The 25,512-nt window shown below is 72.3% G+C and carries 20 protein-coding genes; 9 read left to right on the top strand and 11 right to left on the bottom strand.

What is annotated here, in order from left to right; genetic code table 11:
- Positions 1–5: 5 nt before the first annotated feature.
- The gene (locus tag HCN51_RS07610) at positions 6–1,391 is read left to right on the top strand and encodes a tetratricopeptide repeat protein (protein WP_168008173.1); all 1,386 of its coding nucleotides are present in this window, start codon (positions 6–8) and stop codon (positions 1,389–1,391) included.
- 13 nt (positions 1,392–1,404) lie between these two features.
- Here the strand turns inward: HCN51_RS07610 and ald are convergent, their stop codons facing one another.
- Both ald and HCN51_RS07600 read right to left on the bottom strand, forming a co-directional pair.
- Positions 1,405–2,514, bottom strand: a complete 1,110-nt coding sequence (gene ald / locus HCN51_RS07605; RefSeq protein ID WP_168008171.1) for an alanine dehydrogenase — start codon at positions 2,512–2,514, stop codon at positions 1,405–1,407.
- A gap of 52 nt (positions 2,515–2,566) precedes the next feature.
- Entirely contained in the window at positions 2,567–3,949 is a 1,383-nt protein-coding gene (locus HCN51_RS07600; protein ID WP_168008169.1) for an aspartate aminotransferase family protein, read from the bottom strand.
- 249 nt (positions 3,950–4,198) lie between these two features.
- Between HCN51_RS07600 and HCN51_RS07595 the strand changes: the two genes are divergently transcribed.
- Positions 4,199–5,554, top strand: a complete 1,356-nt coding sequence (locus HCN51_RS07595; RefSeq protein ID WP_168008167.1) for a M20/M25/M40 family metallo-hydrolase — start codon at positions 4,199–4,201, stop codon at positions 5,552–5,554.
- Between the two features lie 254 nt (positions 5,555–5,808).
- Here HCN51_RS07595 and HCN51_RS07590 read toward each other — a convergent pair whose 3' ends face one another.
- Positions 5,809–6,540, bottom strand: coding sequence for an AAA family ATPase (locus HCN51_RS07590; protein ID WP_346433566.1), 732 nt, complete (start codon positions 6,538–6,540; stop codon positions 5,809–5,811).
- Between the two features lie 323 nt (positions 6,541–6,863).
- On the bottom strand, positions 6,864–7,349 hold the full coding sequence (locus tag HCN51_RS07585; protein WP_168008163.1) for a carboxymuconolactone decarboxylase family protein: 486 nt from the start codon (positions 7,347–7,349) through the stop codon (positions 6,864–6,866).
- A gap of 184 nt (positions 7,350–7,533) precedes the next feature.
- Between HCN51_RS07585 and HCN51_RS07580 the strand changes: the two genes are divergently transcribed.
- Together HCN51_RS07580 and HCN51_RS07575 are read left to right on the top strand one after the other, a co-directional pair.
- Positions 7,534–8,637, top strand: coding sequence for a MerR family transcriptional regulator (locus HCN51_RS07580; protein ID WP_168008161.1), 1,104 nt, complete (start codon positions 7,534–7,536; stop codon positions 8,635–8,637).
- A gap of 205 nt (positions 8,638–8,842) precedes the next feature.
- Positions 8,843–10,096: an MFS transporter gene (locus HCN51_RS07575; RefSeq protein WP_168008159.1), complete on the top strand. Its 1,254-nt coding sequence runs from the start codon at positions 8,843–8,845 to the stop codon at positions 10,094–10,096.
- 237 nt (positions 10,097–10,333) lie between these two features.
- On the opposite strand, the gene HCN51_RS07570 is transcribed toward HCN51_RS07575, so the two are convergent.
- Positions 10,334–11,089 (bottom strand): helix-turn-helix domain-containing protein, encoded by a 756-nt coding sequence (locus tag HCN51_RS07570; protein ID WP_168008157.1) that lies wholly within the window; start codon positions 11,087–11,089, stop codon positions 10,334–10,336.
- A gap of 69 nt (positions 11,090–11,158) precedes the next feature.
- Between HCN51_RS07570 and HCN51_RS07565 the strand changes: the two genes are divergently transcribed.
- A complete protein-coding gene (locus HCN51_RS07565; protein ID WP_168008155.1) occupies positions 11,159–12,001 on the top strand; it encodes an SDR family oxidoreductase in 843 nt (280 codons plus the stop codon).
- Positions 12,002–12,515: 514 nt separating this feature from the next.
- Here HCN51_RS07565 and HCN51_RS07560 read toward each other — a convergent pair.
- A complete protein-coding gene (locus HCN51_RS07560) occupies positions 12,516–13,025 on the bottom strand; it encodes a TetR/AcrR family transcriptional regulator (RefSeq protein WP_168008153.1) in 510 nt (169 codons plus the stop codon).
- A gap of 97 nt (positions 13,026–13,122) precedes the next feature.
- On the opposite strand from HCN51_RS07560, the gene HCN51_RS07555 reads away from it, so the two are divergent.
- Positions 13,123–13,521, top strand: coding sequence for an ester cyclase (locus HCN51_RS07555; protein ID WP_080042774.1), 399 nt, complete (start codon positions 13,123–13,125; stop codon positions 13,519–13,521).
- Positions 13,522–13,890: 369 nt separating this feature from the next.
- On the opposite strand, the gene HCN51_RS07550 is transcribed toward HCN51_RS07555, so the two are convergent.
- From HCN51_RS07550 to HCN51_RS07530, 5 genes are all read right to left on the bottom strand, one after another.
- Positions 13,891–14,619: a dienelactone hydrolase family protein gene (locus tag HCN51_RS07550; RefSeq protein WP_168008151.1), complete on the bottom strand. Its 729-nt coding sequence runs from the start codon at positions 14,617–14,619 to the stop codon at positions 13,891–13,893.
- Between the two features lie 234 nt (positions 14,620–14,853).
- Complete coding sequence (locus tag HCN51_RS07545) at positions 14,854–15,174, bottom strand: hypothetical protein (protein WP_168008149.1); 321 nt, start codon at positions 15,172–15,174, stop codon at positions 14,854–14,856.
- A 23-nt stretch (positions 15,175–15,197) separates the two neighbouring features.
- The gene (locus tag HCN51_RS07540; protein ID WP_168008147.1) at positions 15,198–15,785 is read right to left on the bottom strand and encodes an ArsR/SmtB family transcription factor; all 588 of its coding nucleotides are present in this window, start codon (positions 15,783–15,785) and stop codon (positions 15,198–15,200) included.
- 91 nt (positions 15,786–15,876) lie between these two features.
- The gene (locus HCN51_RS07535; protein ID WP_168008145.1) at positions 15,877–16,380 is read right to left on the bottom strand and encodes a pyridoxamine 5'-phosphate oxidase family protein; all 504 of its coding nucleotides are present in this window, start codon (positions 16,378–16,380) and stop codon (positions 15,877–15,879) included.
- A 54-nt stretch (positions 16,381–16,434) separates the two neighbouring features.
- Positions 16,435–16,959 carry a cysteine dioxygenase family protein gene (locus HCN51_RS07530; protein WP_240972588.1) on the bottom strand — a complete coding sequence of 175 codons (525 nt, stop codon included), beginning with the start codon at positions 16,957–16,959 and terminating at the stop codon, positions 16,435–16,437.
- Positions 16,960–17,075: 116 nt separating this feature from the next.
- On the opposite strand from HCN51_RS07530, the gene HCN51_RS07525 reads away from it, so the two are divergent.
- The 3 genes from HCN51_RS07525 to HCN51_RS07515 all read left to right on the top strand — a co-directional run bounded on the left by HCN51_RS07525 (position 17,076) and on the right by HCN51_RS07515 (position 25,467).
- Positions 17,076–17,936 (top strand): LysR family transcriptional regulator, encoded by an 861-nt coding sequence (locus tag HCN51_RS07525; protein ID WP_168008141.1) that lies wholly within the window; start codon positions 17,076–17,078, stop codon positions 17,934–17,936.
- 55 nt (positions 17,937–17,991) lie between these two features.
- The gene (locus HCN51_RS07520) at positions 17,992–18,618 is read left to right on the top strand and encodes a LysE family translocator (protein WP_168008139.1); all 627 of its coding nucleotides are present in this window, start codon (positions 17,992–17,994) and stop codon (positions 18,616–18,618) included.
- Between the two features lie 96 nt (positions 18,619–18,714).
- The gene (locus tag HCN51_RS07515; protein ID WP_168008137.1) at positions 18,715–25,467 is read left to right on the top strand and encodes a tetratricopeptide repeat protein; all 6,753 of its coding nucleotides are present in this window, start codon (positions 18,715–18,717) and stop codon (positions 25,465–25,467) included.
- The last annotated feature ends 45 nt before the right edge of the window (positions 25,468–25,512 follow it).

Here is a 25,512-nt window from a genome sequence, read left to right as displayed (position 1 = left end):
TCGCCATGTCCTGGCAAGGAGAGGTGGGGGTGCCGTCCGTACCGGCGCCGCGCGTGGGTGACGAGCCCGAGCTGATGGCCGCCGCGCAGGCGGGCGACGCCCAGGCCGCGCACCGGCTCGGCAAGCTCTTCGCCCAGCACGGCGACCGCGTGGCCGCCCGGCACTGGTGGGAGCGCGCCGCCGCGGGCGGCAACGTCGACAGCGCCTACAACCTGGGCATCTGGCACGAGAAACACGGCAGCCTGGAGGACGCCGTCACCTGGTACGAGGCCGCCGCCAGCACCGGCGACGCCGAAGCCGCCACGAACCTGGCGCTCCTGCTGCTGGAGCAGCGCGGCGACGTCGGCGCGGCCCGGGTCTGGTTCGAGAGCGCGGCCATGGCCGGGTCCAGGACGGCCGCCCGCAGGCTGGCACTCATGTGTGAGGACGCCGGCGATCCCGGCCACGCCCGCGAATGGCACCGCCGGGCGGCCGAGGGCGGCGACGCGGCCTCCGCCCACGACCTGGGGTTCCTGGCGTACTGCGCGGGCGAGGACGCGGAGGCCGTCCACTGGTGGGAGTGCGCCGCCAGGGGCGGGCACGCCGACGCCGCCTACTGCCTGGGCCTGTACCTGCACGCCAGCCGCGACCCGGAGGGCGCCGAGGCGTACTACCGGCTGGCCGCCAGGAGCGAGCACCCCGGCGCCGCCTCCCGGCTCGGCGGCGTGGCCCTGTCCAGGGGCGACCTGCGGGCCGCGCGCGCCTGGTTCGAGCAGGCCGCCAACGCCGGCCGCGCCTACGACCAGCGCATGTCCGGGTTCGTCTGCGTGGAGCTGGACGACACCGCGGCCGCCAGCCACTGGTTCGGGCGGGCGGCCGCCGGCGGGGACGCCGAATCGGCGTTCAACTACGGGCTGCTGCTCATCGCCGAGTTCGGGGACCTGGCGGGCGGGCAGCACTGGTTCCGTCAGGCGGCCCGGGCCGGGCACCACAGGGCCGCCGTCGAGCTGGGCGGGCTGCTGTCGGTCGCCGGCGCGCACGGCGAGGCACAGAAGTGGCTGGCCGACCCGCCGCCGCCCTCCTGGGCCAGGCCCGCCGAGCCCGAGCTGACCGCCCGTGCCGAGCTGGCCGCGGCGGCCACCGCGCGCCGGGGCGAGGCCGAGCTGCGGGTCGCCGACCTCGCCGAGGTGCTCGCCACCTGGGACCTGGTGACCAGGCCGCTGCACGACCACTCCGACGTGCTGGCCTGGCTCGCGGAGCGCAGCGGCGCGCACGCCAGCGCCATCGAGCACCTCGCGTCGGTACGCGGGGCGCTCGTCCGGCCCGGCAGCGCGCCCTGGCCCAGCCCGGCGGAGCTCCAGCACGTCCTGGTGACCGCCCGCGACCTGCGCTGGCGACTCGGGATCCGCTAGGCCCGCACCCTGGTCACACCAGCTCGGACACCGGCGTGTACGGCAGGCCGAGCGCCTGCGCGACCGGCTCGTTCGTCAGCTTGCCGCCGTGCGTGTTGAGCCCGCCCGCCAGGCCCGCGTCCGACCTGATCGCATCCCGCCAGCCCAGGTTGGCCAGCTTGACCGCGTACGGGAGGGTCGCGTTTGTCAGGGCGTAGGTGGAGGTGTTGGCCACGGAGCCCGGCATGTTCGCCACGCAGTAGAAGACCGACTCGTGCACCTTGTACGTCGGCTCGGCGTGCGTCGTCGGGCGCGAGTCCTCGAAGCAGCCGCCCTGGTCGATGGCGATGTCCACCAGCACGGAGCCCGGCTTCATGCGGCTGACCAGGTCGTTCGAGACCAGCGTGGGGGCCTTGGCGCCGGGGATCAGCACCGCGCCGATGACCAGGTCCGCCCGCAGCACCTCCTGCTCGATCGCGTACGCCGTGGACACGAGCGTCTTGAGCCGGCCCTGGTAGATGGCGTCGATGTGGCGCAGCCGGTCCACGTTCGTGTCGAGGACGGTGACGTCGGCGCCCATGCCGACCGCGATCTGCGCGGCGTTCAGCCCGGACACGCCGCCGCCGATCACGACCACCTTCGCCGGCGCCACGCCCGGCACGCCGCCCGGCAGGATGCCCCGGCCGCCGTTGAAGCGCATCAGGTTGTACGCGCCCACCTGCGGCGCCAGGCGACCGGCCACCTCCGACATGGGGGCGAGCAGCGGCAGCGCGTTGCCGACCTGCACCGTCTCGTACGCGATGCCGGTGGTCCGCGCGCTCAGCAGCGCGTCGGTGCACGGCCGGGAGGCGGCCAGGTGCAGGTACGTGAACAGCACCAGCCCCTCGCGCAGCCGGTGGTACTCCTCGGCGATCGGCTCCTTCACCTTGAGCACCATGTCCGCCTCGGCCCAGACGGCGTCGGCGCTGTCCAGGATCTTGGCACCGGCCGAGAGATACTCCTCGTCCGTGATCTGCGAGCCCAGGCCGGCGCCCCGCTGTACGGTGACGTCGTGCCCGTTGCGCACCAGCTCGTGCACGCCGGCCGGGGTGACGGCGACGCGATACTCGTGGTTCTTGACCTCGGCTGGAACGCCGATCTTCATGGCGGTGGATCCTTTCGGGAACCGGCACTCCGTCGTACCGGATTGAGGGGTGTCAGAGCTGAGCCCAGGCTTCGGCGAGCACGCCACGGAGGATCGCTCCGATCTCGTCGAACTCCTTCTGCCCGGCGATCAGCGGTGGGGCGAGCTGGATGACGGGGTCGCCGCGGTCGTCGGCGCGGCAGTACAGGCCCGCGTCGAACAGCGCCTTCGACAGGAACCCGCGCAGCAGCCGCTCCGACTCGTCGGCGGTGAACGTCTCCTTGGTGGTCTTGTCCTTGACCAGCTCGATGCCCCAGAAGTAGCCCGAGCCGCGCACGTCGCCGACGATCGGCAGGTCGCGCAGATCGTCGAGGGTCTGCTTGAAACGCGGCTCGTTCCTCGTGACGTGGCCGAGCAGGTCCTCGCGCTCGAAGATGTCGAGGTTGGCCAGCGCCACCGCGGCGGAGACGGGATGGCCGCCGAACGTGTACCCGTGAGCGAACATCGTGTCGCCGCTCTTGAACGGCTCGAACAGCCGCTCGTGCGCGATCATCGCCCCGATCGGGGAGTAACCGCTGGTCATGCCCTTCGCGCAGGTGATGATGTCGGGCACGTAGTCGAACTTCTGGCCGCCGAACATGGTGCCCAGCCGGCCGAACGCGCAGATGACCTCGTCCGAGACGAGCAGGACGTCGTACTCGTCGCAGATCTCGCGCAGCCGCTGGAAGTAGCCGGGAGGCGGCGGGAAGCAGCCGCCCGCGTTCTGGACCGGCTCGGCGAAGACGGCGGCCACCGTGTCGGGGCCCTCCATCTCGATCGCGCGGGCCACCCGCTCGGCCGCCCAGATGCCGTACTCCTCGGGCGACATGCCCTTGACGCCGGTGATCTCGTCGGCGCGGTAGTGGTTGGTGTTCGGCACCCGGATCGAGCCCGGCACCAGCGGCTCGAACATCTGCTTGAACGCCGGGATGCCAGTGATCGACAACGCGCCCTGCGGGGTGCCGTGGTAGGCGATCTGGCGGCTGATGACCTTGTGCTTGAGCGGCTTGCCGATCAGCTTGTAGTACTGCTTGGCCAGCTTCCAGGCCGTCTCGACCGCCTCACCGCCGCCCGTGGTGAAGAAGACGCGGTTCAGCTCGCCCGGGGTGTGCGCGGCCAGCCGCTGCGCCAGCTCCGCCGCCTTCGGGTGGGCGTAGGACCACAACGGGAAGAACGCCAGCTCCTGCGCCTGCTTGGCGGCGGCCTCGGCCAGCTCCTGCCGCCCGTGACCCACCTGGACCACGAACAGACCGGACAGACCGTCGAGGTAGCGCTTGCCGTGGATGTCGTAGACGTAGGACCCCTCACCGCGCACGATGGTCGGGATCTCGGACTGCTGGTACGCGCTGTGCCTGGTGAAGTGCAACCACAGGTTGTCCTGCGCGGCCTTGAGGACGTCGTGTTCCGGCTGCGTCATGGTTATCTTCCCTCGTGTCTGAACTAGCCACAGTGTGACGCTTCACCTGCATCTTTGCCAAGCGAATCGGTCGCAGCACTCTGCAAGAAAATCGGGATCCGCAGATCCGCTATGTAACAGCAACGAAATCCGCAGGTAGATTAGCGCGCGGGTCAAGACCGCCCCGCACCTCGTTCCCGCAGCACAGGGCCGGTGTGATCCAATGAGACGAATCGCAGTGAATAGGTGAAAACAACCGGGGGACCCTCCGTGACTCCAGACCAGATCGAGAGCGCAGTCGCTGCCGCGATGCCACAGGCCGTCGAGGAGCTGAAGCGGCTCGCCGCCATCCCCTCCGTGGCCTTCCCCGGGCACCCGGAAGAGCCCGTGTTCGCCGCCGCCGCCATGACCGAGGACCTGCTGCGCTCCACCGGCCTGCCCCGCGTCCAGCAGGTCGCCGTCGAAGGCAGCTTCCCCGCTGTCTACGGCGAGGCCCCCGCGCCGCCCGGCATGCCCACCGTGCTCCTGTACGCGCACTACGACGTGCAGCCGGCGGGGGACCCGGCCGCATGGCGTACGCCGCCCTTCGAGCCCACCCTCATCGACGGCCGCCTCTACGGGCGCGGCACCGCCGACGACAAGTCCGGCATCATCTCCCACATCACCGCCCTGCGCACCTTCCAGGGCCGGTTCCCCGTCGGCATCAAGGTCATCATCGAAGGCCAGGAAGAATACGCCGGCGACCGCCTCGAAGCGTTCGTCGAACGCAACCCCGACCTGCTGCGCGCCGACGCCATCGTCGTCGCCGACACCGGCAACCCCCGCGTCGGCGACCCCGCCGTCACCACCTCGCTGCGCGGCATGGCCGCCTTCACCATCGAGGTCCGCACCCTGCGCGAAGCCGTCCACAGCGGCTCCTTCGGCGGCGCCGCCCCCGACGCGCTCGCCGCCCTCATGCGCATGCTCACCTCCCTGCACGACGACAACGGCGACATCCGCGTCCCCGGCCTGCCCCGCGGCACCTTCCTCGGGCAAGGACCGTCCGAGGAGGAGTTCAGGCGCACCGCCGGCGTCCTCGACGGCGTCAGCCTCGTCGGCTCCGGCCCCCTCGCCGACCGGCTCTGGTCCTCCTACGCCATCACCGTCACCGGCCTCGACGTCCCCACCGTGTCCGGCGCCGTCAACGCCGTCCAGCCGGCCGCCCGCGCCCGCGTCACCGTCCGCGTCCCCCCCGCCGGCGACCCCAAGACCACCGTCAACGCCGTCGTCGAATTCCTCCGCCAAGTCGCCCCCTGGGGCGTCCAGGTCGCCTTCGGCGACTTCACCGTCGGCTCCGGCTACCAGGCCGACTCCGGCGGCAAGGCCCGCGCCGCCCTCAACCGCGCCATGGAACGCGCCTTCGGCCGCCCACCCCGCGACGTCGGCGCCGGCGGCTCCATCCCCCTCGTCAACACCCTCCTCCGGCAGTTCCCCGCCGCCGAGATCCTGCTGTTCGGGGCGGAGGACGAGGAAGCGGCCATCCACGCGCCCAACGAGCGGGTGGACCTGGAGGAACTCCGGCGAGTCGCCACAACGGAGGCCCTGTTCCTCCAGGAGCTCAGCCTTCCTTCAGCCCTCGGGGTATGAGGTCCTTCGCATCAGCCGTGGGGGTGTGTGAGGTAGGCCGGCCCTCGCCCCCCACCCGTTACCCGTCACCGGGGCGGGCCGTCTCTGGCCCGCCCCGAACCACGGACTTCGCCCCGGGAGCGCTCCGCGCACTTCAGCTCAGACGCCCCCAACAAGGCGCCTTACGGCGCGACCCAGGCGCTCTCACCCACCCCCTTGGATCACCGGTTACCGAGCCGGCCGTCCGATCCCCCACCCCAGCCGCCATGTCACGATCAGTCGCTCTCCAGCACATACCGCAGATAAGAACCCGGCTTGGCGAGAAAACGCCGCCAGTCATCCACCAGCTGAAGATCCTCCCACGTGGCGTTCTGAATGCCGTTCTCACCCAGTTCGACGATCTGCGCTCCCGGCAGGCTGGCCAGGATCGGCGAGTGCGTCGCGCAGATGATCTGGCCGCCCTCACGCGCAACCTGGTGCATGAGATAGAGCAGGCGAAGGCAGGAGCGAAACGACAGGGCCGCCTCCGGCTCGTCCATCAGGTAGAGCCCCGGCCCGGACACCATCCGGTCGAGAACGGTGAAGAACCCTTCGCCGTGAGACTGCGCCGTAAGGTCGTCCTCCCAGAACCCGGGCAGCCCGGACACGTTCCGAGCCAGATTGAAAAGCGTCTCGGCGCGGAAGAAGAACCCCCGCCGTCTGCGCCGAGGGCCGCGCAGCAACTCGATCCCCAACGCGGTGAGTTCGACCTCAGCCGCCTCCCCGAGTGGCGACGGCATCCCGGTCGACGCGTACTTGGTGCCTGCCTTACCACCCTCCGAGTTGATGCCGCACACGTCGGCGATCGCCTCTATCAAGGTGGACTTTCCTGATCCGTTCTCACCTACCAGGAAGGTCACCTGCTCGGTGAAGACCAGCCCATGCATCTCAAGGTGACGGACCACGGGGAGAGCGGCGGGCCAGCCATCCGGAGGATGAGGGACATCAAGCCGCGTCAGCAGCACCACTACCGCCTCTCCACTGTTTCGAGAAGCCGACGCGCGAGCTTGCGGACTGCAGGTTGCGGCTCGCCATGATCCTCTACACGCCCCAGAATATGCGCGGCCGTGCGCAGCGCGATTCATCCATCCGGCGTATCGAGTAGATCCGCGAACACCTCATGTACCCGTGCCGCCGTCTCGGGCACGAGCAAGCTGTGGCAATTGTGCGGCACCGCCCTGTGTCCCACCGAGTGCCCCCAACATTCCCAGTGCCATGCACACAGGCGTAGAGCAGCCAGGTCGGCCCAGTCAAGATCCATGTGCTCGATACGCAGGACTGGACGGACGACTCAGCTCGACATGCCGCTGAACATGCCAGGCTCGTACGAGCCGCCCTGGTTGCGGACGATCACGTTCATCCGGTTGGCCGCGTTGATCACGGCGACCAGCGACACCAGCGCGGCGATCTGATCGTCGTCGTAGTGCTCGCGGACCTGCGCCCACGTCTCGTCGGAGACGCCCTGGTGGGCGTCGGCGAGGCGGGTGCCCTCCTCCGTGAGGGCGAGCGCGGCCCGCTCCGCGTCCGTGAACACGGTGGTCTCGCGCCAGGCCGCCACGAGGTTCTGCCGCACCGCGCTCTCCCCGGCGGCCGTGGCCTCCTTGGTGTGGAAGTCGACGCAGAAACCGCAGCCGTTGATCTGGCTGGCGCGCACCATCATCAGGTTCTGGGTGGCCTTGGGGAGTGGGGACTGCTCGATGGCCAGGCTGACGTTGTAGAGCCGCTTGCTGATCTTGGCGCCGAGCGCGTTGGCGAACATGTCGAAACGGGGTTCCATGGCAGCGTCCTCACTGGTGGGGCTCGTGGGCCGCGCCTTCGTGAGCGCGGCCTCTTGACGCACATGGAGATGCCGGCCGCCCGGATCCTGTGACAGTGACGTACGTCACTGGTGGGGTCGGGTGTTGACCTTCCCCCTGGGTGAAGCCGCACCATCGTCCGTACCGGCGGGGTGAGGAGGAGCGGTGCGGCTGCTGACGATCGGGGCGTTCGCGCGGGCGGCGCGGTTGTCGCCCAAGGCGTTGCGGCTCTACGACGAGCTCGGGCTGCTGCGGCCCGCCGCCGTGGACGGCGAGTCCGGGTACCGGCTCTACGACCCCGACCAGCTGGAACAGGCGCGGCTGATCGCCTGGCTGCGGCGGCTCGGCATGCCGCTGGCGCGGATCCGGCGGGTGTGCGACCTGCCGCCGGGCGCGGCGGCCGGCGAGATCGCCGCCTACTGGGAGCAGGTGCTGGCCGAAACCGCCGCGCGGGAGGAACTGGCGACGTTCCTCGTCGACTACCTGTCGGGAAGGGGCAGCACGGTGGAGGAGACGTCGAGCCTGCTGGGGATCCGGTACGCCGCCCGGTCGGAGTCCGGGCTGGGCCGCACGAGCAACGAGGACACCGCCTACGCCGGCCCGCGCCTGCTCGCCGTGGCCGACGGGGTACGCGGGTCGAGCGGCGACCTGGCCAGCGCGGCGGCCGTCGAAGCGCTCAAGCCGCTGGAGACCATGACCGTCCCCGCCGAGGACCTGCTCGGCGCCCTCGCGGACGCGGTCGGTGACGCCGACCGGGCGCTCAAGGAGATCGCCGCGTCGGCGCCGTCGGGCGAGGCGGTCACCACGTTGACGGCGCTGCTGTGGTCGGGGTCGCGGCTGGCGCTGGTGCACATCGGGGACACGCGGGCGTACCTCGTACGTGACGGGGAGCTGTTCCAGATCACCCACGACCACACGTACGTACAGGCGCTGGTGGACGAGGGGCGGCTGACGGCGGAGGAGGCGGCCTCGCACCCGCGGCGGGCGCTGCTCGCGCGGGCGCTGACCGGAACGGGCGGCGTCCGGCCCCAACTGGCGCTGCACGACGCGGCGGCCGGGGACCGGTACATGCTGTGCTCCGACGGGCTGTCGGCGGTCGTGCCGGCCGACGCGCTGCGGGAGGTGCTGACCGGGCCCGGCGCTCCGCAGGAGGTGCTGGACGAGCTGGTCGCGCGGGCATATGCGGCTGGGGCGCCGGACAACGTGGCGTGCGTGGTCGCCGATGTGGTGAGCCTGGAGACGACGCCGGGTGCGGGGGGCGGGTCGTGAGCATCCCGCCGCCCGCGCGTCGGCGTGCGAACGTCTCGCGGGACGGACGCCGAAGCGCAATCCTCTCGCCGGACGGACGCCGAAGCACGAACCTCTCGCCGGACAGACGCCGAAACGCGAACCTCTCGCCGAACGGACGTCACAGCGCGAACCTCTCGTCGAACGGACGCCGCAGTGCGGACGCCTCACAGGAGGGGAGCCGGGCGTGAGGAGGCCGTTCGGGGCCTACGTCGTCGATCGGCGCCCGCTCGCGATCCCCGCCTTCCGGCGGCTGTGGGTGGCCTCGGTGGTGGGGGCGGTGGGGGGTTCGTTCGGCGGGGTGGCCGTGCCGGCGCAGCTGTTCACGGTGAGCGGGTCGTCGGTGGTGGTGGGCGTGGCGGGGGCGGTGTCGTTCGTGGCGCTGGTCGTGGCGTCGCTGGGGGCCGGCGCCGTGGCCGACGTGCGGGACCGGCGGATGGTGCTGCTGGTGGCGCACTGCGGCCTCGCGGTGACGTACGTGGCGTTGTGGGCGCTGGCCGTCCTGGGCCCGGGCTTCGTGCCCCTGCTGCTGGTGCTGGTCGCCTGCCAGGGCCTGTCGCTCGGGGCGATCATGACGACGATGGGCGCCGCGGTGCCCCGGCTCGTCCCGGCCGAGCTGCTGCCCGCCGCGAACAGCCTCAGCTCCCTCACCCGGTACGCCGGCTCGATCGCCGGGCCGGTGCTGGCCGGGGTGCTGATCCCGGTGACCGGGCTCGGCACGCTGTACCTGTGCGACGCCCTCGCCCTGCTGGCCGTCGTGTGGGCGGTCGTCAAGCTGCCGCCCCTGCCGCCCACCCCCGGCCCCGCGAGGCGGACCGCCGGTCTCCGGTACCTGGCGGCCAGCCGGCTGCTGGTGGCGGTGCTGCTGGTGGACCTGGCGGCCATGGTGTTCGGCATGCCGAGCGCCCTGTTCCCCGAGCTCGCCCAGCACACCTTCGGCGGAACGCCCGGCGGCGGCCCCGAACTCGGGCTGCTCTACGCCGCCTATCCGGCCGGGGTGTTCGCGGCCGGGCTGCTGTCGGGGACGTTCACGCGTGCCCGCCGCCACGGCGCCCTCATGGCGGGCGCCGCCGCCGCGTGGGGGCTCACCGTCGTGCTCCTCGGGCTGGCCGCGCAGCTCTGGCTCGCCCTGGTGGCGCTGGTGCTCGGGGGTGCGGTCAACTTCGTCCTCAGCACGTTCAGGAACGCCATCACCCAGGCCCACACCCCCGACGCCCTGCGCGGCCGGATCCAGGGATCGCTCACCGTGGTGCTGTTCGGCGGCCCGCACCTCGCGAACCTGCTGCACGGCGCCGCCACCGCCGTCCTCGACCACCGCCTGGTCATCTGCGCGGGCGGGCTGCTCACCACGGTCGCCGTCGTCGCCGTCACCTGGGCGGCGCCGGAGCTGCGGCGGCTCGGCTCGGAACGGGCTCCTTCGGTCGCCGCAGATGCCAGATGATCAGGGCGGGGGTGTCCTCGTAGGCCGCGGCCGCCGCCTCCGGGCAGCGCTCCTGGGCGAGGGGGCCGCCGTGGCCGCCGGGCACCTTGCCGCAGCGGGGCTCGTGACAGCCCACGATCCGCAGGCCGCCTCGTGGATCGCCGCGATGTAGCCGGAGGCCATGAAGCGGGCGGCGGGCAGCGCCCGTACACCATCATGGCCGGCCATCGTGGGCACCCCGCCCGGGTCCCGGTCTGTTCAGCAGGCTTCGAGTGTCGGCAGGCGGCCGGCGAAGAAGGCGCCGGGGGTGACGCCCATCAGGTCGCGGAACTCGGCCGTCATGTGCGACTGGTCGTAGTAGCCGGCCGCCGCCGCGAGCTGCCCCCACGGCGCCCGGCGCCCCTGGGCGAGCACCGACCGTACCCGCCCGATGCGCTCGAACCGTTTGGGCGGCAGCCCGACCCCGTCGGCGAACACGTCCCGCAGATGACGCTCGCTCACCGCCAGCCGCCTGGCGAGGGCGGGCAGGGGCTCGCGGCGCCGTCCGGGGTGGCCCTCCAGGGCCTCGGCCGCCGCGCGTACCAGCTCGCCCCGCGCCACCTCCGACGAGGACCGGGCGGCGAGCCTGCGCAGCAGGGCGGTTTCGAGGTGTCGGAGGATGCGGGCGGAGCCGCCGGTGGGGGCGGGCGGGGCGTCGTCCCAAAGCTCCTCCAGGAGGACGACGCGGTCGACCAGCTCGCCGACCGCCACCCCGAACAGCGGCCGCGCCGCCCCCGGACGCAGCCGGATCCTGATGCAGAGAGGGATGTCCTTGCCCACGTGGTACGTGGCGCGGGTGCGCGGGCCGGCCACCAGGAGGTCGGCGTGCCCGGCGGCGGTCCTGCGGTAGAGGAGCGAGGTGTCCGGGTCCGGGACGCGTACGAGGGGTCGCCGGTCGCCGCTCCTCAGCACGGTCACCTGGCTGACCAGCGCCCGCAGCCGCTCCGGTACGTCGATGGGGGCCTCGGTGCTCATGCCCCTACCGTACAAATGGTGCCGGAAGTTCCTATAGGCGCAGGTGGGCCCGCTGCCACGCTGAACCACATGATCCTGATCACGGGTGCCACGGGCACGATCGGCAGTGAGGTGGTCCGGTTGCTGGCCGCCGGGGGTGAGCGGGTGCGCGCGATGACGCGGAAGCCGCCGGAGGTGCCCGCGCGGGCGGGCGTCGAGTTCGCACGAGGAGACTTCGACGACCCGGACTCCCTGGCGGAGGCGGCACGCGGCGCCGAGACCCTTTTCCTGCTCAGCGCTCCGGGGCCGTGGATGCCCCGCCACGACGAGGCCATGCTGACCGCGGCGCGGGACGTGCGGCGGGTGGTGAAGGTGTCGGCGATCGGCACGGGCGAGCGGGCCGGCGCCGAGGTCGGCGACTGGCACCTGCCCGGGGAGCGCGCCCTTTGGGACAGCGACCTGGAGTGGACGATACTGCGCCCCTCCAGCTTCGCCTCCAACGCCCTGCGCTGGCCCTTCCTCGGCAACGGACCCATCCCGAACATGACCGGCGACGGCGAGCAGGGCGTCATCGACCCCCGGGATGTGGCGGAGGTCGCGGTGCGGGCGCTGACGTCCGGCGAGCACACGGGAGAGATCCTGACGCTCACCGGGCCGGAACTGCTCAGCCTGCCCGACATGGTGCGAACGGTGGGCCAGGTGCTCGGACGTCCCCTGGAAACGGTGGACGTCCCCCTCGACGTCTACCGCGAACGCCTGCTCGCCGCCGGCGTCGACCCGACCTTCGCCGACGTCGCCGTCAGCGGCGCCAGAACGGTGGCCGCAGGCGGCAACGCCCGGCTCACCGACGATGTGGAACGGGTGCTGGGACGGGCACCACGCACGTTCGCCACCTGGGTCCGCGACCACCTCGCCGCCTTCGAGGCCCCCTGATCGACGCACCAACACGCAACCGCCGCCACCGTCCGTGGCGCTTACTCGCGTCGTGACGGCAAGCATCCGAGACGCGGGACCTGCGACACGACAGCCGGGCGAACGCCTCGCCCTGGCCCGGCACGGGGGTGGGCGAGAACGCCACGAACACCGGCGCCACCAGCCTCGATCCCGACGATTCCCACTCCATGGGGGTGAAGGTGGTGGACGGTTCCGGCGCAACGGTGGGCTTGCCGGTGCCCGGGCCCGGGAACGTGCGCCGGACGTCCGGAACGCGGATCAGACACCCGCCGTGCGCCCGAGAAGGTGGATCAGGCGCACGGAACGCGGGCGGAGCGCCCAGGAACCTGGATCGGGCACCCGGAGCGCGGGCCGGGCACCCGGAACGTGAGCCCAGGGACCGGAACCTGGATCGGGCACCCGGAGCGCGGGCCGGGCACCCGGAACGTGAGCCCAGGGACCGGAACCTGGATCGGGCGCGCGGAGCGTGGATCGGGCGGGCGACGGGCCCTGATCACGACCCCCAGTTCACCAGCGACAGCAGGCGTTCGGCCTGGTCCCGGTTCTCCGCGGCCAGGGTGATGCCCTTGACCAGGGTGAGCAGGTCCCGTACGTCCAGGTCGGCCCGTACGGCTTCGGCGCGTACGGCGTCCGCCAACAGGGACGAGGCGGCGGTCAGCATGGCGCGATGCCAGTCGGCGACCTGGGCGGGGTCGGCCAGGGCCAGGTCCGGTTTGGTGGCGACGTGGTCCATGAACAGCCGCAGCCACTCGTGCAGCGCCTCCTGCGGCGAGGCCGCTTCCTCGCGCAACGTCTCGGCGCTCGTGCAGAGCTGGCTCACCTCGTCGGCGTAGACGGCGAGCAGGAGGTCGGAGCGGGTGGGAAAGTGCCGGTACATGGTGGCGTTCCCGACCCCGGCCCGGCGGGCCACGTCGTCGAGCGGGGCGTCGGTGCCGCGCTCCGCGAACACCTGCACCGCCGCAGCCACGAGCAGATCACGGTTGCGCTGAGCGTCCGCTCGCATCTCTCTCCTTGCTAAGTGGGGTACCCCCCACTTAGAGTAGCCCAGCCACGTAAGTGGGGAGCCCCCCACTTAGCCGCACGGAGATGGAGGCGCGGCCATGACCGCTGGAGAGCTGCATCGCCGGATCGTCGAGCTCTACCCCCAGATGCTCGCGACCGGACGCATGGACGAGGCACTGGCCCTGATCGACCCCGACGTGATCGACCACCGGGGCGGCACGGAAGGCGACCACCATGGCCTGGAGGCGTGGCGGCAGAAGTGGGAGCGGGCGATGTCCGGCGAAACCGGCTTCCACGACGTGTCGGTAGAGGTCGAGCGGAACGTGACGGACGGCGAGCTGTCGTCCAACATCTACATCAGCCGCGGCACGCACACGGCGACGGGACGCAGCTACGAGGTGCGAGGCATCGACATGATCCGGGTAAGGGACGGCAGGATCGTCGAGCACTGGGCCATCAGAGACGCGGTCGCCATGCACCACCAACTGGGCCGATGACGCCCCACATGCGTGATCTTCGCCCCCGACATGCCCTGCGGGCCGACGGCAGCACCATCCGCGACCACCGCCCGGTCGCCACCGGCCCGCTGCCGCGCCGGATGATGCGCGACAGCGCCTTCCCTCGTCGTCATCGATCTCTCGCGCTCCGTCCCCCACTCGGCCAGGCCGAACACTGCGGACCGAGCGCTGGCCGGAAACGGCTTCCGGCCCAGCGCGCTGGGCACTGCTTCCGGACCAGCGCCCCGGGCACTGCTTCCGGACCAGCGCCCCAGACACCTCTTCCGGACCAGCGCCCCAGGCACCTCTTCCGGCCCAGCGCCCCAGGCACCTCTTCCGGCCCAGCGCGCTGAGCACTGCGATCTCGTGTCAGCTCAGATGCCGGGTGAAGAACCTCAGCGAGTTGTCCTCCTCGAACGACGGCACATCCCCGTGCTTGCCAGGGTTGGCGTGCAGCGTCTTGTGAGCCGAGGCCAGGGCGTCGAACAAGGCCAGGCCCTGGTCCCGCCGCACCATCTGGTCGTCCCACTGCAGCAGGAACTGCACCGGGACGGTGATGCGCGCGGCGTCTTCGGCCAGCCCCTGTACGCCGAGCAGGCCGAGCACCGCGGCGCGGATCCGGGGCTCTGCGGCGATGAGCGGTATGCCGAGCCCGCAACCCATCGACATGCCGCAGTAGCCCACCGGGCCGGCGCCGACCCGGTCGAGACGCTGGACCGCGGTCAGGACCGCCTGCCAGTCGGCGACGGCCTGACCGGCCAGATAGCTGTGCATGCCGGCGACCAGCGCGCCCGGATTCTCACCGGCCGCCATGCCTGCCCGCAGCTCGGCCACGATCCGGTCGAACCCCTCGTCCTTGGGGCGGTCGCCATGAGCGGGCGCGTCGATCGCGACGACCGCGAAACCAGCGGCGGCGTAGCGACGCGCGCGGGACACGTTGCCAGGGGCCGTCTTGTGCTGCCCGCCGCCATGGCCCAGCAGAATCAGGGGACGAGCCCCGCGAGCGTCTTCCGGCGTCCACAACACGCCGGGGATCTCGCCGAGGGTGAAGAACTGCTCGGTGACGCCGTCCGACGACGTCTGGGAGGTGAAGCGCATCAGCGTTTCAAGCCTTTCGGGAATGCCTTCGCGGGCGCTCCCTAGGCCATGCGAAGGAGGGAGCCCCGACCTGTCACAGCGTTGATCGGACTCACCTCCTCGAATGCGCGGTACTGCACGGCGACACTGAACGTACCATAAAGATCATCACTCGCGCCCCGTCGGGGCGAACGTTGTCTGATGCGACCCTAGCCACGTCCGATGCACTCGGCCAGTGACGTCCGACCAGCAGGGTCAGTGACGTGCGACCAGACGTAGGCCCACCTCAACCAGCATCCAGCCGACGCGCCGCCCCCACGCGCGAGCTCCGGAACGCAGCCGGCGCATCATGGGCGAACCCGGGCGGTAGCCGACAGGCCAGTCGCGGGTAGACCAGTCACGGGTAGGCCAGTCACGGGTAGGCCAGTCACGAGCCATGTCGCCGGACGCCTCCCGGGCGCGCGCCATCCGGTCGCGGGCCATCCAGTTGCGGGCCTGGCGGTCGTGGGCGGCCTTGGCCTGCAGTTCACCAGCTCTTACGTGCTCGACAAACAGGTATAAGTCGGGATGCAGCATGGAGGAGCCTCGCTTCCTGCCGGTCAGGTTCGGAACGGGAAACCGTAGGTCTGCACCGCCACGTTCTCGCGCCCCTCCGTGTCGCCCGCGGCCCGCGCCGCCTCGGCGCGCAGACGGTAGCCGCGCACCACCTCGGCGAGCTCATCGCGCAGGGAACTGAGCTCTTCCGGCCTGAGCGGCATCAGGGATTCGCTGGAGAAGGCGGAGTCGCGCCAGTCGTCGCTCCAGGTGGCCTTCGTGTCGAGGTAGCTCTCGTACAGCTCGCCGCGCTGCCGGGCGTACAGGCGTGAGACGGCGGTGTGGACGGCGTTGCGCTCGGGGGCGTCGCGGAAGTCTTCGTCGGTGGTGGAGATGCTGGTCATGACCGGACGCCACCACCGCTCCCTGGCGTCACCGCCCCCTTCGACCTCCTCGATGATGCCGTGCTTGGCCAGCTTGCGCAGGTGGTAGCTGACCAGGGACACGGCCTCGCCGACCTTCTCCGCCAGCTGCGAGGCGGTCGCCGTGCCCGCGAAGTAGAGCGCGCGGTAGAGCTTGATGCGCAGCGGGTGGCCCAGAGCTTTGAGCGTGTCGAGGTCCTTGACGCGGTGGGTCTGCTCGGCGGAGGACATGTCTCCACCGTAGATGCGAAAGGAAAGTTGCGCAACTTTTCTTTCGCATCTGTCCGGTGGTGGATGCTCGGAGCGGACCGTGCCGACGCGTCTAGCGCAAGCGCCACCGCGTCTGGGCGTAGTCGCCCTTGCGGAAGCCCAGCACCTTGGCCGGGGCCACGGCGAACACCAGGGCCTCTCCCCCGAAGCCGTTCACGAACACCCCGTCGCCCACGTCGAAGTGCCATTCGGCGGTGTACTTGGCCTCCCAGGCATCAGCCAGCCGCTTGAGCCGGCCGGGGTCGGTGACGCGCTCGGCCACACCCTCCACGACCAGGTCGAGGCCCTGGCGCAGGGAGCTGGAGCCCGTGGTGAGGACGCAGTTGCGGTTGGACTCCAGGTTTCTGGCCTTCTGCTCCTCCGCTCCCGTACAGAAGTGCAGCGCGTCGTCCTGCCAGACGGCCATCAGCGGGGTGACGTGCGGGCGGCCGTCAGTGCGTACGGTGCTCAGCCAGTACGTCTCGGCACCCTCAAGCTGCTCACGCGCCTCGGCCCAGGGGGTGGCGGTGGCGTTCTCGGCGCTGAAGCGGGCGTCCAGCTCCGTGGTGGGTTCCATGGTCGCTCCCTCGGATCGGCTGTCGTACCAACAGACCGGGGAGGCGTTCGGAACTCATCGGACCGGCAGGTCGTAGACGCGGCGCACGCTGCTGCCGAGCCTGCTCACGTCGGCCCCGTAGATGTGCAGGGACACGCCCGTCTCCGAGCTGGTGTTGCGGACCTTGTGGATGTCCCCGGGCGGGGCGAAGCCGCTGACCTCGCCCGGACGGTTCTCGGCCCGCCCGATCTCCACCAGGTGGTCGCCCATGTCGCGGTAGAGCGTCTCGTACTCGATGCCGCTGAGGATCCCGAACGTGCACCACGACACGTGGTCGTGGATCACCGTGTCCTGGCCGGGACGCCAGACGACGCCGACGACCGAGAAGTCCTCCTCCGCGTGGAGGACGTGGGAGACGTACCGGTCGGGGGAGCCGGCGCGCTCCTGCGGCGTGAGGACGTCGAGCCCTGGGAGGCGTTCCCTGAGCAGGGCGGCGACGGCGAGCGCGGTCTCGTGGGCGTCGAGGCGGCGGGCGACCACCTCGGAGACGCCCGAGACGATCGGCTCCAGCCCTGGCCTGGCGATGGTGGTGGTGGCCATATCCATGGTATCCCCCCAGGGAAAATCAGTAATCTGCCTTCCCCTCTTACGGTCCTGCATTTCGAACGATAGGTCCAACAGAAGTTCTCTGGCCCACCCATAGATACGATTGATGGATGCTGGATGTCGTACGTCTGCGCGTGCTCGTCGCCGTGGCCCGCAAGGGGTCGCTGACCGCGGCGGCCAAGGAGCTGCACTACTCCCAGCCCTCGGTCAGCCACCACCTGGCCCGGCTGGAAGCCGAGACCGGCGCCAAGCTCATCCAGCGCGCCGGGCGCGGCATCCGGCTCACCGAGGCGGGCCGGCTGCTCGCCGAGCGGGCCTCCGACATCATCGGCCGGCTCGACGCCACCGCCGAAGAGCTGGCCGCGCACGTGGGGCTGCGCTCCGGGCGGGTGCGGCTGGCGGCGTTCCCGTCCGCGCTGGGCACGTTCATCCCGAAGGCGGTCGGGCTGCTGGCCCGCGCGCACCCCGGCCTGCACCTGCAGCTCATGGAGACCGAGCCGCCCGAGGCGCTGCGGCTGCTGCGCGCCGGCCGGATCGACGTGGCGGTCATCTTCCGGTACGACGACACCGCCCCCGAGGACACCGGCATCCACATGGTCCACCTCCTCGACGACCCCAGCTACCTCGTGTCCAGCACCACGCCGGGCGCGCTGACCGACCACGCCGACTCCTCCTGGATCGCCGGGTGCGACCGGTGCCGCAGCCACCTGCTGGACATCTGCGACAAGGCCGGGTTCGAGCCGCGCATCGCGTTCACCAGCGACGACATCGTGGCCGTGCAGGCGCTGGTGGCGGCCGGGCTGGGGCTGACCATGCTGCCGGGGCTGGCGCTGGCGGCGCACCGGCATCCGGACGTCGAGGTGGCGGAGGTGCCGGGGTCCACGCGGCACGTGTACGCGGCGGTCTACGGCGAGCAACCCCACCCGCCGGCCACCGCGGCCCTGCTCTCGGCCCTACGCGAAAGCCTCTGATCGGGCCCGCCGGAAGCGCCCGGAAAGCCTTTGACGGCGGTCCTACGATTGCCACATGCCGGATATTTCGACACTCGCCGTCTTCTGTGCGGCCACGCTCGGGCTGCTGGTGGTGCCCGGTCCCGCCGTGCTCTACATCGTCACCAGGAGCGTCTCCCAAGGTCGCACGGCTGGCCTGATCTCCGTGCTCGGCATCCACACCGGCTCCATCGTCCACATCGCCGCCGCCGCGCTCGGCATCAGCGCGCTGCTGGCGGCCTCGGCCACCGCGTTCACGATCGTCAAGTACGTGGGCGTCGCCTACCTGCTGTGGCTCGGCCTGCGCAAGCTGCTCAACAAGGGCGGCGGCGAGGAGATCGTCGAGCTGAAGGTGCAGTCGAAGCGGCGGCTGTTCTGGGAGGGCTTCGTGGTGAACGTCCTCAACCCCAAGACCGCGATCTTCTTCCTGGCGTTCCTGCCCCAGTTCACCAACCCCGCCGCCGGGCCCGTCGGGCCGCAGATCCTCGTGTTCGGCCTCGTGTGGCTGCTGCTCGGCATGGCGTCGGACGGCACGTACGCAATGCTCGCCTCCGCCCTCGCCGGACGCGTCCGCAGCTCCGCCCGCGCGCGGCGGCGGCTGGACGTCGGGAGCGGCGTCGTGTACCTGGGACTCGCGGCCTGGCTCACGACCGAGAAGGCCTGACAAGCCGCGAAATTTCCCGTCCCGGGTGCGATAGTGAAGAGGAGATCAGGCGCTGATCGGGGGCTCTTCCACACGTAGCTGACAGGTAGCGGACCCATGGACACGCCACCACACCGCCTCGGGCCCGAGCGGGTCGTCGAGGTCTTCTCCGGTCATGACGGCCTCGTCGGTGTGACCGGCTCCGGGTACGCGGTCGGTGCCGACCTCGTGCTGACCGCCGGGTGCGTGGTGGAGACCGGCTCGCCCTGTCACGTACGTCCCTCATGGTCCGGCCGCCGGCTGCCCGCCGAGCCGGTGTGGCGCGGACGCGGCAGCACCGGCGCGGTGCTGCTGCGGGTCGCGGAGGCGGCCTGGGCCGCGCTGCCCGGCATCGAGCACAACCGCTGGGCCAGGGTGGCGGGCGGCGGCTCCTACCGCGTCCGCTGCGCGGCCCGTGGCTTCGCGCGGGGCGGCGAGCAGGGCGAGCATGGCGCGCGGTGGGTCGGCGAGCATGGCGCGCGGTGGGTCGGCGAGCATGAGGGACAACGAGACGGCGATCAGAGCGGGCCGTGGGGCGGCCGGCAGGGCGGGGTGCGGGCCGCGGAGACGCTGTCCGGCCTGGTGAGCCCGCCGACCAGCGCGGTGTCGAGAGTGCTCACGGTGAGCGTGCTGTCCCCCGAGCTCGACGCGACGCCCATCTCGCTGTGGCAGGGCATGGCGGGCGCCGCACTGCTCGCCGAGCCCGCCGGCCAGCTCATCGGCGTGGCCACCCCCGCTCCCAGCGGGTACGCGCTGCGCCGCCTCGACGCCGTCCCCGTGACCGCGTTACTCAGCGACCCGCGCTTCCGCGAGCTGGCGGGGGTGCCTCCCGGGCCGCTGGAGACCGTCTCCGAGCTCGAACGTTCGGTGGCCCTGCCCGCCCTGCTCGTCCCCGCCCGCGAACGGCTGCCGCAGGACTGCCCCGACTGGGCGCTGCTGATGGCGCGGCACGCGGTGGTGCCGTTCCTGGGACGGGAGGAGGAGCTGGGCGCGCTGCGCGCCTGGGCCGCCGAGCCCGGCCCGCTGTCGATCGCGGTGCTGAGCGGGCGCGGCGGGACGGGGAAGACGCGGCTCGCGGGCGAGTTGTGCGTGGAGCTGGCCGAGGCTGGATGGGACGCCGGATTCCTGCCCATGGACGCGTTGACGAGGCTTTTGTCGGGGGAACTTGCGGCGCGCTATGCGTCCGGCGGGCTTTTGGCTGGCGTTGCCTCCGGTGGGCTTCCCGGCGGTGATGCGGCCGGCGGGCTTCCCGGCGGTGCTGCGGCCGGCGGTGCGGTGACGCTCGATGCGTTGCGGCCCACCCTGATCGTGGTCGACGGGCCCGAGGCGTCGCCGCCTGTGGTGGGTGAGCTGGTGCGGCGGCTGGCCAAGCACGGCCACAATCCCCGCGTACGGCTCCTGCTGTTGGCTCGCGGGCCCGGCGAGGCCGAGTGGTGGCGGCGGCTGGACACGGCGGCGGGCGGCTGGCTCAGGCGGCTCAACACGACGACCGTGCAGCTCAACGCCCATCCGCTCACGCTCGCCGAGCGGAGCGAGCACGCGCTCGCGGCCATGAAGGCGTTCGCCCCGAGCCGCGCCGCCCTCCCCACCCCGCCACGCCTCGACGACCCGGAGTACGGCCTGCCCCTGCACGTCCACCTGGCCGCACTGCTGCGGCTGTGCGACGGGGACTCACCGGCCGGAACGGCTCCTGAAACGCCTGCGGACCCGGCGATGGGCGACGCTTCCGGCACAGCGATGGGCGGGCCGACCGCGGGCGACGCGGCGGGCACGATGGCAGGCCGACCGGCTGCGGGTGCGATGGTGGCGGGTTGGCAGGGCGGTGGTGGTGGGCTGGTCGGGCGGTTTCTGGCGCGTGAGCAGGGCCAGTGGGAGCGGGTCTGGCCGGAGGGTGAGGAGCCTCTGGGCGGGGTGGCGGCGCGGCAGGCGGTGGCGGTGCTCACGCTCACCGCGCCCACCCCGGCCGAGCTTCCCGGCCTGCTGACCGCCGTTCCGAAGCTTCGCACCCCGAACGGTGCGCCCTCCTCCCACACCGGCACCCTCACCACGGCCCGCTGGCTGGCGCGGCTCTTCCCGAGCTCCCCTGACCAGCCGCAGGGCGGGCGGCTCGCCTCGCTCGGGCCGGGGCCGGTGGCCGAGCGGTTCCTGGCGGAGACCGAGGACCTGGATGCGCTCGTGCTCGCCGTGCACGACCACGAGGGCCGCACGGTTCATCACCTGGTACGCATGCTGGACGTCCTGCGGCTGTCGGCCGGCACGGAGCCGGTCAGGGCGGCACTGTGGTCGCTGGTCGCCAGCCGCATGGGCAAGCTGGTCGCGGAGGCCGAGTCGCACCCGGCGAGTGGACTCGGGGACGCGCTCAGCGCCGCGCTCCTGCTGTTCCCGGGTGACCCGCAACTCGCCGAGACCGCAGCCTCACTGCCCGGCCAAACGGACCAAGCGGGCCAAGCGGACCGAGCGGGCCAAGCGGACCGGTCGGACGTGGTTGTGCGGCCCTATGGGGTGGAGGGGCGGGAGGCGGGGCTGGGGTGTCGGGCGCTGCGGGTGACGTTGGCTGAGCTGGCCGTGCAGCATCGGCGGGGCAGCGGTGGGCGGCTTGCGCTGGCCAGGGCGTTGACGTGGCTGTCGGGTGGGCTGGCCGCCGTGGGCCGGGCCGGGGAGGCGGTTGTCGCGGCGGCGGAGGCCGTGGAGACGTATGCGGGTGCTCCCCCATACGAGGAGGCGGCCGGGCGGGCTGAGGCGCTGTTCGGGCTGGGGGCGTGCCTCCTGCTCGGTGGTGAGGCGGGCGGGGCGTTCAAGCCCGCGCAGGAGGCGGCGGCCCGGTACCGGATCCTGGCCGAGGAGGATCCGCGCTACGCCGGGCACGCTGCCAGGGCGCACTACAACGCGGCCTGCGCGCTGCTGGAGCTGGGGCGGCTGGGTGAGGCGGTGGAGGCGTTCGAGGCGGCGGGCGGGAGCGCCGAGTTCGCGTCCTATCTGCGCGCGATCCTGTCCGTGCTGCCCGGCTCGGGCGATCCCCCGGGCCTGGTCGGGGCGCCGTTCTCAGCCGGTGGCCCGCCCCGAGCTGGTGCGCCGCCCTCGGCGGGCACATCTCCGCTGGCCGGCGCATCGCCCCTGGCGGGCGCATCCCCCTCGGCGGGCGCGTCGCAGGTGGCGGGCGTGTCCGGCGGGCGAGCGGGTTCTCCCCCGGCCCACGACGATGCGGGCACCTCTTCGGTGCAGTCGCCGGGGCCCATAACCCCGTTCGAGGGAGGCGAGGTTGCCTCTGTGCTGCCCGAACTGGCTGCCTGTCTGGGTGTCGCTGCCGTGTCGGCGGTCAGGAGCATCGCCCCCACCAGCAAGAACGTCGCTCACCACCTGCACTTGGCCGCCACATGGCTGGAGGCGCACGGGAGGTCGGCCGAGGCTCGGGTTCCGGCTGGTGAGGCCGTCGTGCGGCTGCGGGGCCTGGCCGCTGAGGAGCCGGGGTTGCGGGCCATGCTGGCGTCGGCTGCGGCCGTGCTGGGCCGGTTGCACGCCCGTATGGAGGATGCGGACGCCGCCGTGCGTTCGGCTGCCGAATCCGTACGGAATCTGCGGGCCCTCGTCACGCTCGATCCTGACGAGCACCGCCCTGCACTCGCCGAGCAGCTTCTCGATCTCGGTGAGCTGCTGCTGATCGACGATCGTCCCGAGGAGGGGCTCGCCCCGCTCCAGGAGGCGATGGCCGTGGCGGCGGAGCGGCGCACGGCGACGCAGGCCAGGGGCCGGTGGCTGCTCGGGCTCTGCCTGGACGAGCTGGGCAGGACCGCCGACGGTCTGACGCAGTTGGAGATCGCCGCCGAGCTGTACGACGTGCTGGCTCTCGGGGACGCGTCGTACCTGGCCCGCCGCGACGAGGCCCGCAGCCGCCTGGAGACCGCCCAGCGGCCCGACCGGCCGGCTGAGGAGCCCTGGTTGCCGTCGGTGAGCCGGCCTCAGGAGGCGGTGGAACGGGCGGAGCGGCGGCTCGGCGAGTGCGGGAAAGCGGTCGAGAGCGCTGGTACGCCGGGGATCGAGCGGATTCATGCGTACCTGTCCGCACAGGCCACGCTTGCCCGGGCATGGGCGGACGCGGGGCGGGCCGCGGACGCGTTCGTGCTGGCGATGCAGGCGGCCGAGCTGCTGCAACGGCACGCCGCGCCCGAACGGCCGCACGCGATCGCCGTCGGCATGGTCGCCGCGGCGCTCGGGCGCTCGCTCGTCGGGCTCGGGCGGCACAAGGAGGCCATCCCGCACCTGCTCACGGCCATCGAGTCCTACGAGCCGCACGCCGGGGCGAGCGAGGAGTTCCGTACCGAGCTGGCCCGGCTGATGGTCCTGGAGACCGTCGCCCTGTCGCACGCCGCCTGCCCGTCCGAGGCGGAGGCGGCGGCGAGCCGGGTGGTCGAGCTGTGCGAACGGCTGGTGGCCGAACGCGCCGAGCCTCCCCTGGCTCTGGCTTACGTGCTGCGACTGCAGGGTGGCATCCGGTTCACCAGGCAGAATCCGGACGGCGCGCTTCAGTCGGTCACGCGCGCGCTCGACCTTCTCCCGGCCGCGTCCGGCGACCCTCTCCCATCACCGTCCGGCGGCCTCCCGCCCGTGCCGTCCACCGGCGAGGAGCGGCTGCTCGCCGCCACTTGCCTGGAGTTGGCGGGATTGTGCCTGGCCGAGCTGCACGAGAGTGACGCCGCCAAGGATCGGCTGGCCGCCGGGACCGCGGCGATGGCCGGGCTACAGGCCGTGCCGCACGATCTCGTCGGTGTGCACCTGCTGGCGCTGGTGCGGCTGGCTCGGATGCGGGTGGAGGAGGAGGGGCCGGTCGCGGCGATCGCCCTGTACGCCGAGATCCTCGGCCTCCGGCCGCTGCCCGGTCCGCCGGTGCTCGACACCGTCCTGGAGGAGCTGGCCCGGCTCGCGGGTCCGGACGGGGTTGCGGGAGTGGCTGCAAGGTTCGAGGGTGACGCCGCAGGGGTTGCTGCGGGGGCGAGGAGTGCCGCTGCCGATGTGGTGGAAGGGCTGGTGGGGCCGCTCACGGCGTTCACCGAGGTGCTGGAGCGGGAGGTTGCGGTCAGCGGCGCGCCGGAGACGCACGAACGGTACGTGCGGTGCCTGGCACGGCTCGGCGGTGAGGCCGCCCGGGCGGGTGACACCGCGAGCGCCGTCGCGATCGCCGAGCTGGCCGTGCGCGTCTGCCGGGGCCTCGCCTCCGTCTCGCCCGCCTACCGTCAGGCCCTCGCCTCGGCCCTCGCCGCGCTGTCCGCCCTGCCCATCGCCCAGGACCGCGCGGGTCAGGACCGGCTCGCCACGCTGGAGCAGGCCATCGACCTGCTCACCCAGCAGCAGGCCCAGACCGCCGGCGCGGCCGGTGGGCGTCAGGGCCGGATGCTCGCCGGAGCCCTGCACCGCTACGCCGCTGAACTGCTCGACCGGGGGCGGGCCGTTGAGGCGCTGGCTCACTGCGAGCGGGCCGCCGATCTCTGTGACGAGCTGGAGGATCCGGCCATCGCCGCCGCCGTCTACGCCCAGCTCGGCTCCACCCTGGCCGCGCTCGATCGACCTCAAGCCGCACTGGAGGCCATCGCCTGGTCGCTGGCCGAGCTGGACCGCGCCGAGACGGAGGAAGAGGCCGGGGGCGAGCGGGCCGAGGGGCGGGGGGCAGGCGACGGAGAGCTCGGCGAGGGGCGGGAAGCGGGCGAAGGGAAGCTCGGCGAGGCGGGCTGGGATGAGAAGGCCGGCTGGGGGGAGGTGGGCGAGTGGAGTGAGGTGCGGCGGGTGCGGGCGCGGGCGGTCCAGGTCAGAGGGCGGGTGTTGCGGACGTTCGGGCGGGAGCGGGAGGCGATGGCGCACCTCGTGGAGGCTCTGCGGCTGTTCGGTGAGCTGCGGGAGCCGCTGGCCGCCGCCGAGACGGCCGCTCTGATCGCGGACGATCTCCTGGCCGCCGGTCGTCCGCAGGAGGCCGTCGAGTACGCACGTACCGCCACAAACGGGTATGAGCCGGGCACCGTGAAACATGCGCTGGCCACGCAGCGGCTGGCCAGGTGTCACATGATGCTGGGTGAGCTGGTCGCCGCGAATGAGCTGGTGGAGGGGCTGATTCCGGTCGCCAGGCGGGCGCCGGGCGATCTGACGCACCGGGCGATCCTGGCCGACTCGCTGGCGCAGAGCTCGGAGATGATGCCGTTGTTGCGGCTGGACGGCGGGGCGGAGGCCGAGGCACGGGCGCGGGAGGCGATCGCGATCTACGACGAGCTGCTGACCACCGGCATGAACGCGCAGGCCCTGCACACCAGCCGCGCGGGTGCCTGCCTCGCGCTGGCGTCGGCGTTGCGGGTGCGGGACCTGGCGGCGGAGGCGATCCAGCCGTTGCGGGAGGCGGTGGCGGCGCTGGAGCGGTTCTCGCCGGGGAACCCGATGCAGGCGGGGCTGCTGTCTCGGGCCATGCTCATGCTGGGCGACGCGCTGATGGAGGCGGGCCGGGCGCTGGAGGCGGGGCTCGTCTTCCACCGCAGCACGCAGGTGACGCGGGACGGGCTGAGCAGGGCGGTGGCGCATGCCCGGCTCGGCTTCTGCCAGCAGGAGCTGGGCAGGGACGACGCCGCCGACGCCGCCCTGCGCGTCGCCGCCGACCTGCTGCGGGAGCTGTCGGGAGCGGAGCGGGGCCTGTTGAAGGAGGTATCGGGGGCAGGTCAGAGCCTGTGGCGGGAAGCGTCCGGGCCAGAGCGGAGCCTGCTGCGGGAGGTGCTCGCCGCTCGGGCCGAGTTGCTGGGGCGGACCGGCCGGGTGGAGGAGGCCAAGGCGGTCGAGGAGGAGCTGCGCCGCCTGCCATGAGCCGGCGACCCGCTCACCGCATCGGCCGCCTGCCATGAACCATGG

Origin of the sequence: Nonomuraea composti, assembly GCF_012034275.1 — a bacterium.
GTDB lineage: Bacteria > Actinomycetota > Actinomycetes > Streptosporangiales > Streptosporangiaceae > Nonomuraea > Nonomuraea composti.
The sequence above is the reverse complement of the archived record's forward strand: the minus strand, read 5'-3'. Positions and strand labels throughout refer to the sequence as shown.